This is a genomic window from Rhodovibrio sodomensis (assembly GCF_016583645.1).
Taxonomy (GTDB): Bacteria; Pseudomonadota; Alphaproteobacteria; order Kiloniellales; family Rhodovibrionaceae; genus Rhodovibrio; species Rhodovibrio sodomensis.
The window spans coordinates 1-14,396 of sequence record NZ_NRRL01000113.1; the positions used below are offsets into that span (position 1 = coordinate 1).

Genomic DNA, 14,396 nt, shown 5'->3' on the forward strand with positions numbered 1-14,396 from the left:
GTCAGGGTGAGGGTGGGACTCCTCGGCGGACAGCCGGGTAGTCCCACCCTCACCCTCCCACGCCGCTCACGCGGCGCGGGCCCCCTCTGCCGTCGAGGGCGAGGGGATTAAGCTGCTCGCGCACCGTGGATCGAACAGTTCCCAAGCTTAAGGAGGCGCGGCGATGCGGCGCAAGGCGCGCAAGGGCGGCGGCCGGCAGGTCGAACTCGAGATCGGCCAGCTGGGCGGGCGCGGCGACGGCGTCGGGGAGATCGAGGGCCGGCCGGTGTTCGTCCCGTTCACGCTGCCGGGCGAGCAGGTGCAGGTGCGCCTGACCGGCGAGAAGGCCGGCGGCTACAAGGGCGACCTGATCGAGCTTCTGTCCGAGTCCGCCGATCGGGTCGAGCCTGGCTGTCCGCACTTCGGGCCCTGCGGCGGCTGCACAGTGCAGCACCTGGCGGCTGCGCCGTATCGGGCGTGGAAACATGGCCAGGTGGTGCAGGCGCTGCGGCGCCGCGGCTTCGACGCGCCGCCGGTCGCGGAGCTCACGGCGGTGCCGCCGCGCACCCGTCGGCGCACCACCCTGGCGGCGAAGCTCGCCGCGGGCACCGCCCAGCTCGGCTTCCACAGCCGGGAGAGCCATCGCGTCGAGAGCATCGAGACCTGCCAGGTGCTGCGGCCGTCGCTGGTCGCGCTGCTGCCGGACCTGCGCCGGGCGCTGCAGCCGATGCTGACCGGCAAGGAGACCGCCGACGTGGCGCTGCTGGACGCCGACAGCGGGATCGACGTGCTGATCACCTCGAAGCAGGCGCCCGGGCTGCAGGCGCGCCAGGCGCTGGCGGCACTCGCGGAGCAGCACGACCTGGCCCGCGTGTCCTGGCAGCCGACCGGCGCCGGGGACGAGGCGCCGGAACCGCTGGCGATGCGCCGGCCGACGGTGGTCGAGTTCGCCGGCGTGCGGGTCGAGCCCGCGCCGGGCGCCTTCCTGCAGCCGACCGCGGAAGGCGAGCGGGCGCTGGCCGACGCGGTGACCGGCTGGCTGGACGGCATGGCGGGCCCGATCGGCGACTTCTACGCCGGCATCGGCACGTTCAGCTTCCGGCTCGCCCGGCACGCCAAGGTGCACGCGATCGAGGGCTCCGAAACGGCGATGGCGTCGCTTTGGCAGGCGGCGCGCAAGCACGACCTGCAGGGCCGAGTCACCGCCGAGGTGCGCGACCTGGCGAGCGAGCCGCCGCCGGCCGACGACCTGGTCGCGTTCGAGGCGGTGGTGTTCGATCCGCCGCGGGCCGGGGCGAAACAGCTGGCGCAGGAACTGGCCGACAGCGAGGTCGAGACGGTGGTGGCGCTGTCGTGCAATCCCAACACCTTCGGTCGCGACGCCCGCATTCTGGTCGACGGCGGCTTCTCGCTGCGGGAGGTGCGCCCGATCGACCAGTTCCCGTGGTCCGGCCACGTCGAGCTGGCCGCGTTATTCACGCGCGACTGAGGCGCGCGCCGCGCCTGATCCCCCGCCGCCACTGGGAGGAGGGGCTAGGGGAGGAGGGACCACGCGCGCCGATGCCGCGGGCAACCTCCTCTCCCTAACCCTCTCCTCCCAGTGGAGGAGAGGGGAGACTTCTTGTTTTCCAGGAAATTACCCCATTATCTTCACGCTTTGCAGGCGCTTCAGGGTCGTGTCGAAGCGGGTCTGACGGCTGCCCGGCCACGCCGCCGCGCGCGCCTACTCCTCCACCGCCAGATCGAAAGCGTGCACCACGCTCGCCTGGATCACGCCGGCGTGCAGGGTCAACAGCACGAGGCGGGCGTCCAGGCTCTCGGTCATCTGGAGGGCGGTCTCGATCCGGGCCTCGGCCGCTTCGGTGCGGCGCGGGTCGTTGGCGTCCAGGAAGCCGTCGCGGCCGAGCGCGCAGTAGCCCAGCAGCTCCGCCGCGTCGGCGTAGGCGGCCGGGGGCAGCTTGCCGCCCGGCATCTCCTCCTTGATCTGACGCAGCGCGGCATACTTGACCGCGTCGGGCAGGGCGCGCTTGGGCAGGCCGACGTCGCCCAGCGCCTGATCCAGGGTCTGCAACTCGGTGGAGCGGCCGAACGCGGTGCCGAAAAAGCCGAACATCACTGGGCCCGTGTGCGGTTGGAGACGTAGGTGGCGATCGCCTGGACGCGGTTCTGCACGCCCAGTTTGTCGTACAGGTTTTTCAGATGGAACTTCACGGTGTTGGCGGAAATCCCCATGCGCCGGGCGATCCCGGCGTTGGTCGCGCCTTCCGCCAGTTCCGCCAGCAGCTGCAGTTCGCGTTCGGTCAGCTGGTTGATCGGATCGTCGTACAGCTTGGTCGGGTCGATCCGCGGGAACACCATGTTGCCGTGCGCGACCGTGACCACCGCCTCCAACAGCCGCTCCGGCTCGGCGCGCTTGGGGCAGAAGCCGGCCCCGCCCAGCGCCATCACCTGGCGCGGGATGTCGGGATCGAGCGCGCCGGTGTAGACCACCACCGACGGCGCGTCGGCCAGATTACGCAAGGCCGACAGCACGCCGCGCCCGTCCAGCCCCGGCATCACCCAGCCGGTCACGCCGACATCGAACCGACGCTGGCGCACCAGGTCCAGGAACCGCTGCCCGTCGCCGACCTCGGCCACCACCGCAAAGCGCGGATCCGACTCGAACAGGCCGCGCAGGCCCGAGACCACCCAGGGGTTCTTGTCGCAGACGACGATCTCGATCGCGAGGTTCATGCCCTGTCGGCCTTCGTTACCTGCCCCGTTTCCGCGCGGCCGCGCGGACTTGCGATCTTTTTTGGTTCCGACCGCCAGTTTGCCGCACCAGCTACCCGATTGGGTAGGTCAAATCCTATCCGGCCAAGTATTCCGGCCCACCCGCACGGGTGTTTCGCCTAGCTCGGCCGGCGCGCATGTTTGCGATCTCATCGCGCGCCGTGCCGTTCGCCGCGCAGATTGACGCAACACGGTCGCGCGATGCCGCAAACAGAAAACTACGACGCCGGGACGAGTGGTAACACGGTCATACCAGTTTCAGAAGGTATCAGAAGGTAGGGGAGCGCAACGCCGATGCCGGGCTACAACCACCTGTTCATTCCGGGCCCGACCAACATGCCCGAACGGATCCGCCGGGCCTGCGATCGTGGGCTGCAGGACATGCGCGCGCCGGACTTTCCGGAGTTCGTCCGGCCGCTGCTGCGGGATCTGAAGCGGATCTTCAAGACCGAGACCGGCGAGGTGTTCGTCTTCAACGGCTCCGGCACCGGCGGCTGGGAGGCGGCGATCGCCAACACCCTGTCGCCGGGCGATAAGGTGCTGACATCCGTGTTCGGCCAGTTCTCCATGCTCTGGGTCGACATGTGCCAGCGTTTCGGCCTCGACGTTCAGCAGATCGACTGCACCTGGGGCGAGGGCGTCCCGGTCGAGCAGTACGCCGAGATCCTCAAGGCGGATACCCGGCATGAGATCAAGGCGGTCCTGGTCTGCCACAACGAGACCGCGACCGGCGTGACCAGCGACGTCGCCGGCGTGCGCAAGGCGCTGGACGACGCGGGCCACCCGGCGCTGTTGATGGTCGACGGCGTGTCCTCGATCGCTTCGATCGACTTCCAGATGGACGCGTGGGGCGTCGACGTCGCGGTCACCGGCTCGCAGAAGGGCCTGATGATGCCGACGGGTCTGGCCGTCGTCGCGGTCAGCCAGCGGGCGCTGGAGATGCGCCACACGGCCCAGCTGCCGCGCACCTACTTCGCCTTCGAAGACCAGATGCGCTTCAACGCGCAGGGCTTCTTCCCCTACACCCCGGCGACCACGCTGCTCTACGGCCTGCGGGAAGCGGTCGACATGTTGCTGGAGGAGGGGCTGGAGAACGTGGTCGCCCGCCATCACCGGGTCGCCGAGGGCGTCCGCCGTGCGGTCCACGCCTGGGGCCTGGAGCTGTGCGCCCGGCGCCCGGAGCTCTACTCCGACACGGTGAGCGCGATCCTGGTGCCCGAACACATCGACAGCGCCGAGATCGTCCGGCACGCCTACCAGCGCTACAATCTTTCGATCGGCGGCGGGCTCACCAAGGTCAAGGGCCGGCTGTTCCGGATCGGCCACCTGGGCGACATGAACGAGCTGATGCTCCTGACCGCGATCTCCGGCGCCGAGATGGCGATGCGCGATTGCGGCATCATGGTCGAGCCCGGCTCCGGCGTCGCCGCGGCGCAGGAGTACTACCGCGGCGTCGAGATCGGACAGACGGACCGGGCCGCGGCGGAGTGAGGCGCGACCGCCGTCGGCGACTCCGGAGCTGAGGCATACGGATCGTCCGCCGCCATCCCGACGGGATGCGCGGGCATGCCGGAGCCACCCTCCCTGGCTCTGCCTCTCCGCCCGCACGGGGCACGCCCCCGTGCGGGCGCTTTTTTGTCGGCCCGTGTGGCGGCTCAGGCCAGGCCGAGCGCGCTCGGCAGGCTGGCAAGCACGGTGATCGCGATGATGGACGCCGCCGAGACTTCGCCGGAGGCGGGCCAGCCGGGCGTACGCAGGTTGCGGTAGGCGATCCACAAAAACGCCGCGGTGCACAGGCCGAACGCCGGCGCGGCGTGCGCCAGCTCGATCGTCACCATCGACAGCAGCAGGCAGCTGTAAAATACGAAACTCGCGGAGAGCGCCATGGCGTCTCCCGTCTGGCCACCCATGAACTGCTTGAAGGGAGAGCAAGATTCAGCTGAAAGGTGGCTTCACCTTGCAGCATCTTGCTCTAGCTCGCCTTCAGATGCTCCTGCAGGCGCGGCATCAGTTCGACGAAGTTGCAGGGGCCGTGCCGGCTGTCCAGCTGGTAGCGCAGGATCTCGTTCCAGGCGTCCTTGCAGGCCCCGGTCGAGCCGGGCAGGGCAAACAGATAGGTTCGGCCGGCAACGCCGCCAAGGGCGCGCGATTGGATCGTCGAGGTGCCGACCTTCTGGAAGGAGATCCAGCGGAACAGCTCGCCGAAGCCCTCGATCTCCTTGTCGAACACCTGCTTGAACGCCTCGGGCGTGACGTCGCGGCCGGTCACCCCGGTGCCGCCGGTGGAGATCACGCAGTCGATCTGCGGATCGTCGATCCAGCCGCGCAGCGTCGCCACGATCGCGTCCGTCTCGTCCCGGACGATCCGGCGGTCGGCGACCTTGTGGCCGCCCTCCGCGATCAGCCGCTGCAGCGTGTCGCCGGACCGGTCGTCACCGGCCGACCGGCTGTCGGAGACGGTCAGGACGGCGATGTTGACGGGCAGGAAGGGCTTGCTCTCGTCGATCCCACTCATTTCCGCGCGACCTCGGCTGGCCTCGTGTCCAGCGACTCGTAGCGCGGCCAGCCGCCCGCGGCAATGGCTTGCAGCGACGGGATCGCTTGCCCCAGCCGGTGGCGGTAGATCCAGAAGTTGGTCAGCACCCGCTCCACGAACATCCGCGTTTCGCGCGACGGCAGGGTCTCGATGAACAGCAGCGGGTCCTGCGTTGCGGTGTGCTTCTGCCACTTCAGCAGGTTGCCCGGTCCGCCGTTGTAGGCGGCCGCGATCGCGAACAGGTTATCGCCGACGAAGTCGTAGTCGCTGAGGTAGCCGATGTAGCGCTGCGCAAGGTCCAGGTTCAGCTCGGGCCGGTGCAGTTCGCGCCGCCCCTGGTAGCGGAAATTCTCCCGCCGGGCGATATAGGTCGCGGTCGCCGGCATCAGCTGCAGCAGCCCGCGGGCGCCGGCCCCCGACCGGGCGTCGGGATCGAACGCGCTTTCCTGGCGCATGAAGGCGTAGAGCAGCGCCCGGTCGATCCGGAAGCCGGTCGCGGGCCGCCACGGCGGGATCGGGTAGAGCGCGGCGTTGACCGTCGCCGCCGGCCAGCCGTTGTCGGGATCGCGCGCCAGCCGGGTGCCCAGGCGCAAAGCCATCGCGGGCAGACCGCCGCGCTCGGCGATCGTCAGCAGCGCGGCCGCCGTGTCCGGCTGGTCCCAGCCGTCGACGCCCAGGATCTCGCGCCGGGCCAGTTCGCGCTGGCCCACCTGCATCAGCCCGATCGCCCGGCGCACCGCCGGCCGCGCCGCCTGCTGGCGCACCGTGGCGCCGGCGGTCGCCGACCGGTCGAACGCCAGGCGCGGGGCGATGCCGAGGGCGGCGTGCGCGATCAGGCCGTAGAAGGTGCGCGGCTCCGCCGCCGCCCGGCGCAGCCACGTGCTGACTTCCGCCGGCTGCCGCAGGCGCAACAGGGCCCGGGCGGTCCAGTACGCCCCGCCGGCGCGGATTTCCGGCCGGGCGGCGGGGTTGTCGGCGAGCCGCCGGAAGTGGTGCGCGGCTGTCGCCAGGTCGCCGGTCCGCCAGGCCGCGAGCCCGGCGACCCATTGCGCGTGCGGCACCTTGGCCCCGGACTGCCGGGCGGCGGGCAGCGCCAGCACGGCCGCCCGGTCGCTGCGGCCGTAGTACAGCCAGGCGGCGGCGACCTGGGCGAGGGCCGCGTCGCGTTCGGCGGTGTCCAGCAGCCGGCGGACGCGCGGCTGGGCCAGATAGTCCTCGGTGATCGACAGGCGGGTGCGCAGCACGTTGCGGCGCACCTGGGCCAGGATGCGCCGGACCGCCCGGCGCTCCTCGGCGGTGCGCGCCCGGTCCGAGACATAGCCTTGGCGGACCCAGCCGCCGCCGACGTCCGACAGATCCGCCCGTCGGTAGCGGGGCGGCTGGACCGGGCCGCCGCCGGCCGGCCGGCGGGCGACCGCCAGCTTGTGGATCCTGGGCGCCTGAGGATGGTCGGCATAGCGGGCCATCCAGGCGCGCGATTCGGCGAATGGGGTCCAGTACGCGCTGGGGTGCAGGTAGCGCTGCGCCAGCGCGTGGCCGAGCAGGAGGTCGTCGTCCAATTGCGCGATCAGGCGGTCGGCCGCCGCCCAGTCGCCGGGTTCGCCGACGGCGAAGATCTTGCGGTAAAGCGCGACGTCGCTGGCGCTCAACACCGCCGGCAGGCCCACGTCGCGGGCGGCCCTGGGCGCAATATCGGGCAGGGCGGCCGTCTCCAGCCGCGCGCCCGCCTGCGCGGCGCCACCGGCCAGCCCGGCGGCCAGCGCGAGCCCCAGGCCGATCCCGATCAAGCGCCGTGCGATCCCGTTGTTCGTTCCGCCTGCCACGCAAGTCCCCCCTTGTCGTCGTCCCCGTTCCGGCCCGGAATCGTCCGGTAGATCGCCGGGGCTATACAGGACCAGAAAACACGCGATGCTTTTAGGAAAAAGTTAATATGCTTGACCAACACCACGATTTTGATGGTTTTTCAGCGATGTAGGGCGGGATCGCCGCGGTCGTCGCATCGGCCGGGCGGTCGTGCCGTTTGCCCCGCGGCCGGCGAGGGGCCGGCGCGAACCCAGCCGGCCGCTGCGTGTTCGGAGATGGGCCGGTGACGGCGTTCGGACGGAATTGCTGAATGTCGACTCGACCTTCACCCTGAATTTTGCTCTAACTGCTTGAAGAGAGGGCAAAAGTCAGCTGAGAGGTGGCTTCACCTTGCAGCACCTTGCAGCATCTTGCTCTAGATCGTGGGGTCGGTGCCGGCGTCGAAAGCGGTCTTGAACGATAGCAGGTCGCGCCAAGCCTGGCGCTTGGCGGCGGGCTGGCGCAGCAGATAGGCCGGGTGCAGCGTGACCAGGGCTGGCACCGGTGTCGGCATCTCGGGGTTCTGGTAGCTGAACCAGCGGCCGCGCAGCTTGAGCACGCCTTCGGTCTTACCCAGCAGCGTCTTCGCCGAACTGCCGCCGGACAGGATCAGGTAGTCCGGCTGCTTGAGCGCGATGTGGCGTTCGACGAACGGCAGGCAGGCCGCGACCTCGGCGGCCGTCGGCGTGCGGTTGCCGGGCGGGCGCCAGAACAGGACGTTGGAGATGTAGACGTTGTCCGCCCGGGAAAAGCCGATCCAGGACAGCATCCGGTCGAGCAGCTGGCCGGAGACGCCGACGAACGGCTTGCCCTGCCGGTCCTCGTCCGCGCCCGGGGCCTCGCCCACGATCATCACGCGCGCCTCGGGTGCCCCGTCGGCGAACACCAGATTGGTCGCCGTCTGCTTCAGCGCGCAGCCGTCGTAGGACGCCAGCGCGTCGCGCAGCGCGCCCAGCGTGGTCGCCTGCGCGGCTAACTTTCGCGCGCTTGCCAGGGTCTGCTCGGCGGTCTTGAGTTCGCCGCCCTTGGGCCGCCAGATCGGCGGCATTTCGCCGCTCCGGCGCCCGGCCGTGCCGGCTTGCGGCGTGTGTTCAGGGGCGCCGTGCCCGGCCGGCTGGCGGGTTTCCCGGTCCGGCGCCGCCGGCGCGGCGGGCTGCCTCGGCGTCTCCTGCGCTGAAACGGTCGGCGTTTCCGGCCTGCTGGGGGCGGTGGCCGGCATGCTGCGGGCGGCGCGCGCGGCCTTGGCTGCCTTTGCCGCGGCGTAGCGGTCGACCGGCGCGTCGCCGATCGCCTCATCGGCGCCGGCCACGATCAGCCAGTCCAGCGCCGCGCGCGCGGCGGCACGCGGATCGCTGGCGCTGGCGTGCGGCTGGGCCGGCGCTGCGGGGCCGCCGTTGGCGGGCGGGTCGGTGTCGTTCGGGGGTTGGCTCATGGCGGGCATAGATATAGCACCCGGACGGGCCCGCGTGCAGGTCCAGCGCTGGCGTTGTTCGGGGCGCGCGGTTGGGGATAGACTGCGCTGCGGCGCGAACCCATATCCCGCCAGGCGGTGCGCGTGCCGCGCCGGAAGTCCGCGGCGGCGTCGCGCGCAACCGACCTAGCGTGCCAAGTGAGCCATTAACGCCGTCCGCGTCACGCTTCGCCCGTCGACGCGGAGGGCCCGGGAGATCGTTGTCTTGACCCAGCCGAGTGCCAAGCGAACCGGCCGCATGGCGGCGGCCAGTCTGGCCGCGCTGCTGACCGTAAGCTGCGCCAGCGAAGCCCAGCGCCCGATCGCGGAGGCCGGCAACGGCCAGCGGATCGCCACCGCCCAGCCGGTCGGCGAGGCCGCGGCAGCGGAGAACAGCACCGCCTACGGGGCCTATCTGGCCGGCATTTACGCCAACAGCCAGGGCGACCTGGGCGCGGCGGCGCGCTACATGTCGCAGGCCCTAGCGGCGGATCCGCAGAACCCGCGGCTGCTGCACAACACCTTCATGCTGGTCGCGGGCGAGGGGCGGATGGACCGCGCCCGCGAGCTCGCCCAACGGGTGCTGGCGATCAACCCGAGCCACGGGCCCGCCCGCGTCCTGCTCGCGGTGGAGGCGCTGCGCGATCGCGACTTCGAGGCCGCGCAGCAGCAGCTGGAGCAGCTTCCCGCCCAGGGCCTGGCCGCGCTGGTCAAGCCGATGCTGTCGGCCTGGACGCAGGTCGGCCTGGGCGAGACCGACGCCGCGCTGAAGCGGCTGCGCGCCTTGGAGCCGATGAACGGCTTCGCGGCGTTGCGCCGCGCGCACCTAGCGCTGATCAACGATCTCGCGGGCCGCGACGGTGCGGCGGCGGAGGCGTTCGACGCCATCGGCACCGACCGCGCGGCGCAGTCGCTGCGGCTCGCCTGGCTGCTCGGCAACTTCCACGCCCGGCAGGGCGATCTGGACCAGGCGCGCACGGTCTACCGCGCCTACATGGCGCGCAATCCGGAAAGCGCGGTGATGGAGATCGCGCTCGACCGCCTGGACCAGAGCGCGCCCGCGCCGCTGGTCTCCAGCGCGGCGGAGGGCGCGGCCGAGGCGCTGTTCAACCTGGCCGGCCTGTTGAACCAGGAAGGCGCCAGCGACCTCGCCCTGGTCTACGACCGGATGGCCCTGCGGCTGCGCCCGGACTTCCCGATCGGCAGGATCCTGCTGGGCGAGGTGCTGTCGGCGCAGAACCGGCCGGAAGCCGCGATCGACGTCTACCGCGACGTACCGGAGACGTCGCCCTACCACTACATCGCCCAGTTGCGCATCGCCGGCGGCCTGGACGAGCTGGGCCGCCCGGACGAAGCGATCGACATCCTGGAAACCCAGGCCGCGGCGTTCCCCGAGCGGTTCGAGCCGCTGTACCAGCTGGGCAACCTGCACCGGGCCGACGAGAATTTCGAGCGCGCCGAAGCCGCCTACGCGCGCGCCCTGGAACGGATCCCCGAGCTGCAGACGCGGCACTGGACGGTGCTGTATTTCCACGGCATCGCGCTGGAGCGGACCGACCGCTGGGAGGCGGCCGAGGCGCGCTTCAAGCAGGCGCTGGAGCTGCAGCCCGAGCAGCCCTACGTGATGAATTACCTGGCGTACTCCTGGGTCGAGCAGAAGCAGAACCTGGAGCGCGCGCAGGACATGCTGCGCCGCGCGGTCGAATTGCGCCCGGAGGACGGCTACATCGTCGACAGCCTGGGTTGGGTGTACTACCGCCTGGGCAAGTACGCGAAAGCGGTCGAAAAGCTGGAGCGCGCGGTCGAGCTGCGTCCGGCCGACCCGACGATCAACGACCACCTGGGCGACGCCTACTGGAAGGTCGGCCGCAAGCAGGAGGCGCGCTTCCAGTGGCAGCGGGCGCTTTCGCTCGACCCCGACGCGGACAAGGCCGAGACCATCGAGGCCAAGCTGGAAGACGGCCTGAACGCCGACGACAACGGATAGCGCGGGGGTCCGGAACGCCCGATCGGCCGGCTGGCGGACTGGCGCGTCCCCGTTGATCGGAGGGTGATAGACAGCTGAACGGTGTGCCAGCCAAGGCGCAGCGTCCTGACGCCGACCTCCCGTCCGACGGCTGTCCGCCGTCAACCCGACGTCCGTCCCCGAGTGTCCAGGCATGCCCGAGCCCCCCGCCATCCAGCGCCACGCGCGCGCCAAGGTGAACCTGAGCCTGCGCGTGACCGGCAAGCGCGCCGACGGCTATCACGAACTGGACGGCCTGACCGCGTTCGCCGACGCGGGCGACCTGGTCACGGTCCACGCCGCCGACGACCTTCGCCTGGAAATCGTGGGGCCGTATGCGCGCTCGCTCGCCGACGCGTCGGCGCCGGCGGAGCCCGGCACCGAGAACCTGGTGCTGCGCGCCGCCCGGGCGCTGGCGCAGGCGACCGGCCGGCCGGCGCGGGCGCGGATCGTGCTCGACAAGCAACTGCCGGTCGCGGGCGGCCTGGGCGGCGGCTCGGCGGACGCGGCCGCCGCGTTGCACGCCCTGTGCGCGCTCTGGGGCGTCGACCCGGGGCCGGCGCGTCTGGCGGAGATCGGCCTGCAGCTGGGGGCCGACGTGCCGGTCTGCCTGCACGGCGCGGCCGCCTTCGTGTCCGGCATCGGCGAGCGGCTGGGCCCGGCGCCGCACCTGCCGGACGCGCACGTCGTGCTCGCCAATCCGGGGGTGGAACTGGCGACCGGGGCGGTGTTCAAGGCGCTCGGCGGGCAGACCTCGGGCCCGGCCGCGCGCTGGGACGCGCCGCCGCGCGACGCGGGGGCGCTCGCCGACTATCTGGCGCGCGACGGCAACGACCTGGAAGGCCCCGCCCGGCGGCTGCGCCCGGAGATCGACGACGTGCTGAGCGTGCTGGCCGCCCGGCCCGGCTGCCTGATCGCGCGGATGTCGGGCAGCGGCGCGACCTGCTTCGGCCTGTTCGCCGAGCCCGCGAGCGCCGAGGCCGCCGCCGCGCAACTCGCGGCCGACCGCCCGACCTGGTGGCTGCGCGCCGCCCGGCTGGTCGGCTGATCGGGAAAGCCGCGCCCGCCGGCGCGCGGCGGAGAAGGGGCGCTCGCCGCCCGATTCCCCAGGTTGAAAGCACCCCGCGACGGCGCTAATGTCCGCGGCGCGCCTGCTGGGGCGTAGCCAAGCGGTAAGGCACCGGTTTTTGGTACCGGCATTCCCAGGTTCGAATCCTGGCGCCCCAGCCACGCCCGAATAACCCCCTGAAATTCCAAGCTTCTCGCCAGCCGTTAACCCTCGAGGGCCGCGGTTTTCCGCGATTCCCGGCGACTGTGCCACACGGCTGTGCCACTGGGGTGTGCGCTCGGAACGTGCCACCCACGCTGGGAATCCCGGCGAAACCGGCCCTCGCGTGCGCGAGGAGCCAAGTCGTGGCCAAGGCCCCCAACCTGTACCGCCGGCAAGCCGTCTACTGGTGGCGCCGGCGCATCCCGAAGAACCTCCGCCAACTTTTTTCGACCTCGGAGATCCGTGTCTCAACTCGAGCCCATATGGTCGGGGAGGCGGCGGCCCGCGGTGCCCGGCTGCGGGTGATCACCGACCTCGCTTTCCAGGAGCTGGAGCGAGCCGTGTCGACCGGATTGACCATCTCAGACCAGACCTTCGACCAGCTGGTACAACAGCTGATCCGCGACGAGCTCGACCGCTGCGAGCGCGAGCGCGAGCTCGCGGGCCCGCGGACCGAGGCCGACATCCAGCAGGCCGTCCTCGACCAGCAGCGTCAGCGCGCCCGCCTGCAGCAGGCGTTGCGGACCAACGTCTACGGGGATCTGGAAGACCAGCTCGCGCCAGCCATCGAAGCCGTCCAGGAGGTCGCGACGGAGCCCGATCTGGCCGTGCTGCGGCGCCGCGCTGCCCGTGGACTGATGGACGCGACCGAGATCAACGAAGCCCGCGAACAGGGCATTTACAGTAGGGACACCCGCGTTTCGGCGGTGGCCGCGAACGGCTCATCCCTCAGTGCGCCCGTTTCCGGCCCGCTGGACGGCGCGCGCCTTCCCATGCGGCGCGAACCCGCGCAGCCGAGCCAGTCGGCAGCGCCCGCCCCGGCAAAGACCCCAGCTGTGAACAACCACAACGTCCTGAATTTGAAGCGCGATCGATCGTCCACGACGGAGACGCGTGCCTCTGAGTCGCGTGGATCGCCGACGCACCGATCCGTCGATGGCCGTACACCCGGAGCAGGGCCGCGCATCAGCGACGTCAAAGAGATGTTCATTGCCGAGCAAAGGAAAAGCATGCGACGTCACTGCCGTGTGGCCGTCGACTTGCTCCAGGACGGGCTCGATGACCTGGTGATCTCTGAGATGTCACGCGCCGCGGTCGCCGATGTGATCGTCCTGATCACTCAGCTGCCCGTGACACATGGCAAGAGCTCGAAGACAAAGCTGCGACTGCGCGAGCAGGTCGCCCGCACGAACGCCGAGGAAACCGAAGCCATTGAAGCCGCCGTCCAATGTGTGCAGGAGAACGGCGCCGACCGCAAGAAGATCGCCCGAGCCTCGTTGGAAGCCCGTATTGAGCGGCTCTCGTCGATACAGTCCCTGACGAACCATCGCCGCCGGATCAATAGCTTTCTTCGGTGGTGCCACAAGAAGGGCTATATCCCGCAGGCGTTCCAGGTGGATCTCGAGGACATCCCCCGTCAGGTCCGGGACGATGCTGAGAACCGGGATCAGAAAAAGGGCGCGCGGATGTCTTGGGGTCGCGAAAAACTGCAAAAGTTGCTCACCAGCAGCATCATGACGGACCCGAACAAGGAGCTGGGTGACCCGATGTTCTGGTCGATCCTGGCGGGTCCGCACCAGGCACCGCGCATGGAAGAGTGGATGCAGATCGATCCGCAAACAGATGTTGGAGTCGAGGAAGGCATTCCCGTCATTCGGATCCAACGGGGACTCGGGCAGCACGCCAAAACCGAGGCTGCCGAGCGCGTCCTACCCATTCACCCCGTGCTTATTGCTGCTGGCTTCCTGGATCTCGTCGAGCAGCGACGCGCCGAAGGATCCCATTGGCTGTTTCCGATGCTGGACCACGGGGCCGACGGCCGCTTCAGTTCGATCTTTACGAAGCGGTTTTCGCGTTATCGCGAAGACGAAGGGCTTTACGATCCGCAGCACGATTACCACTCGCTGCGCAGCGATTTTCAGGAATTCCTTGACGATGCTGATGTTCCGTTGAATGTCCGCAAGCGCCTGATGGGCCACCGTATCGAGGACATCACCGAAGGAAAGTATCGGAAACGTGACTACTCGATTTCTCGGAAAGCCGAATATATCAAGCTTATTGACTACGGGATCGAGGTTGAGAGGATCAACGGGATACCCGTGGTGAAGCTTCGGGACAGAGCAGATGCATCCGAACCGACGGCTGCCGACGAGGTCGTGTTATAGGCGCTGTGTAGCGCGTCAAGCAACGTGACCGGTTGAGCGACAAGGTCGTGGCCGGTGCGGATCGATGATGTTGAGGGCTTAGCTTTTGGTGTCGTCACCTCCTTCTGGGTTGTTGTCGGTTTGGTTGTCGCCGAGGCTGTCGCTGTCGGTTGACGCGGCGTCATCCGGCTCGGTTCGGCGGCTGACGGCGGTCCGCCGACGGTAGCTCTCGACGTTCAGCTCGAGGATGGTCGCATGGTGGACCAGCCGGTCGATCGCCGCGACCGTCATGGCGCGGTCGGGGAATATCTGTTCCCAGGCGCTGAACGGCTGGTTGGCCGCCACAGCGAGGCTACGGGTCTCGTAGCGCCTTGCGATCAGCTCGAACAGCACACTGG

The 14,396-nt window shown here is 70.0% G+C and carries 11 protein-coding genes, 1 tRNA gene and 1 pseudogene; 6 read left to right on the top strand and 7 right to left on the bottom strand.

Going from position 1 to position 14,396, the window contains the following annotated elements:
* Nucleotides 1-163 precede the first annotated feature (163 nt).
* Nucleotides 164-1,468, top strand: coding sequence for a class I SAM-dependent RNA methyltransferase (locus CKO28_RS22715; protein ID WP_200343182.1), 1,305 nt, complete (start codon nt 164-166; stop codon nt 1,466-1,468).
* A 234-nt stretch (nt 1,469-1,702) separates the two neighbouring features.
* On the opposite strand, the gene CKO28_RS22720 is transcribed toward CKO28_RS22715, so the two are convergent.
* Together CKO28_RS22720 and CKO28_RS22725 are read right to left on the bottom strand one after the other, a co-directional pair.
* Nucleotides 1,703-2,092, bottom strand: a complete 390-nt coding sequence (locus CKO28_RS22720; RefSeq protein ID WP_200343183.1) for a hypothetical protein — start codon at nt 2,090-2,092, stop codon at nt 1,703-1,705.
* The gene (locus tag CKO28_RS22725; protein ID WP_200343184.1) at nt 2,092-2,712 is read right to left on the bottom strand and encodes a response regulator transcription factor; all 621 of its coding nucleotides are present in this window, start codon (nt 2,710-2,712) and stop codon (nt 2,092-2,094) included. The genes CKO28_RS22720 and CKO28_RS22725 overlap by 1 nt, the downstream gene beginning before the upstream one ends.
* A 333-nt stretch (nt 2,713-3,045) precedes the next feature.
* Between CKO28_RS22725 and CKO28_RS22730 the strand changes: the two genes are divergently transcribed.
* The gene (locus CKO28_RS22730) at nt 3,046-4,242 is read left to right on the top strand and encodes an aminotransferase class V-fold PLP-dependent enzyme (RefSeq protein ID WP_200343185.1); all 1,197 of its coding nucleotides are present in this window, start codon (nt 3,046-3,048) and stop codon (nt 4,240-4,242) included.
* A gap of 164 nt (nt 4,243-4,406) precedes the next feature.
* Here the strand turns inward: CKO28_RS22730 and CKO28_RS22735 are convergent, their stop codons facing one another.
* From CKO28_RS22735 to CKO28_RS22750, 4 genes are all read right to left on the bottom strand, one after another.
* A complete protein-coding gene (locus CKO28_RS22735) occupies nt 4,407-4,637 on the bottom strand; it encodes a hypothetical protein (RefSeq protein WP_200343186.1) in 231 nt (76 codons plus the stop codon).
* A gap of 86 nt (nt 4,638-4,723) precedes the next feature.
* On the bottom strand, nt 4,724-5,266 hold the full coding sequence (moaB, locus tag CKO28_RS22740) for a molybdenum cofactor biosynthesis protein B (RefSeq protein WP_200343187.1): 543 nt from the start codon (nt 5,264-5,266) through the stop codon (nt 4,724-4,726).
* Complete coding sequence (locus CKO28_RS29210; RefSeq protein WP_200343188.1) at nt 5,263-7,110, bottom strand: transglycosylase SLT domain-containing protein; 1,848 nt, start codon at nt 7,108-7,110, stop codon at nt 5,263-5,265. The genes moaB and CKO28_RS29210 overlap by 4 nt, the downstream gene beginning before the upstream one ends.
* A gap of 395 nt (nt 7,111-7,505) precedes the next feature.
* The gene (locus CKO28_RS22750) at nt 7,506-8,561 is read right to left on the bottom strand and encodes a uracil-DNA glycosylase family protein (protein ID WP_200343189.1); all 1,056 of its coding nucleotides are present in this window, start codon (nt 8,559-8,561) and stop codon (nt 7,506-7,508) included.
* A gap of 244 nt (nt 8,562-8,805) precedes the next feature.
* Between CKO28_RS22750 and CKO28_RS22755 the strand changes: the two genes are divergently transcribed.
* The 4 genes from CKO28_RS22755 (at nt 8,806) to CKO28_RS22770 (ending at nt 14,019) form a co-directional block, all read left to right on the top strand.
* Nucleotides 8,806-10,566 carry a tetratricopeptide repeat protein gene (locus tag CKO28_RS22755; protein WP_200343190.1) on the top strand — a complete coding sequence of 587 codons (1,761 nt, stop codon included), beginning with the start codon at nt 8,806-8,808 and terminating at the stop codon, nt 10,564-10,566.
* 172 nt (nt 10,567-10,738) lie between these two features.
* The gene (locus CKO28_RS22760; RefSeq protein WP_200343191.1) at nt 10,739-11,632 is read left to right on the top strand and encodes a 4-(cytidine 5'-diphospho)-2-C-methyl-D-erythritol kinase; all 894 of its coding nucleotides are present in this window, start codon (nt 10,739-10,741) and stop codon (nt 11,630-11,632) included.
* 107 nt (nt 11,633-11,739) lie between these two features.
* Nucleotides 11,740-11,814 (top strand) — tRNA-Gln (locus CKO28_RS22765).
* Between the two features lie 183 nt (nt 11,815-11,997).
* Nucleotides 11,998-14,019 carry a DUF6538 domain-containing protein gene (locus CKO28_RS22770; protein WP_200343192.1) on the top strand — a complete coding sequence of 674 codons (2,022 nt, stop codon included), beginning with the start codon at nt 11,998-12,000 and terminating at the stop codon, nt 14,017-14,019.
* 168 nt (nt 14,020-14,187) lie between these two features.
* On the opposite strand, the pseudogene CKO28_RS22775 reads toward CKO28_RS22770, so the two are convergent.
* Nucleotides 14,188-14,396 (bottom strand): annotated as a pseudogene (locus tag CKO28_RS22775) (ATP-binding protein); the annotation flags it as partial.

Excerpts from the sequence above, each read along its gene's own strand:
- CKO28_RS22715 (WP_200343182.1), top strand. The coding sequence starts at position 164 with ATGCGGCGCAAGGCGCGCAAGGGCGGCGGCCGGCAGGTCGAACTCGAG.
- CKO28_RS22720 (WP_200343183.1), bottom strand. The coding sequence starts at position 2,092 with ATGTTCGGCTTTTTCGGCACCGCGTTCGGCCGCTCCACCGAGTTGCAG.
- CKO28_RS22725 (WP_200343184.1), bottom strand. The coding sequence starts at position 2,712 with ATGAACCTCGCGATCGAGATCGTCGTCTGCGACAAGAACCCCTGGGTG.
- CKO28_RS22730 (WP_200343185.1), top strand. The coding sequence starts at position 3,046 with ATGCCGGGCTACAACCACCTGTTCATTCCGGGCCCGACCAACATGCCC.
- CKO28_RS22735 (WP_200343186.1), bottom strand. The coding sequence starts at position 4,637 with ATGGCGCTCTCCGCGAGTTTCGTATTTTACAGCTGCCTGCTGCTGTCG.
- moaB (WP_200343187.1), bottom strand. The coding sequence starts at position 5,266 with ATGAGTGGGATCGACGAGAGCAAGCCCTTCCTGCCCGTCAACATCGCC.
- CKO28_RS22750 (WP_200343189.1), bottom strand. The coding sequence starts at position 8,561 with ATGAGCCAACCCCCGAACGACACCGACCCGCCCGCCAACGGCGGCCCC.
- CKO28_RS22760 (WP_200343191.1), top strand. The coding sequence starts at position 10,739 with ATGCCCGAGCCCCCCGCCATCCAGCGCCACGCGCGCGCCAAGGTGAAC.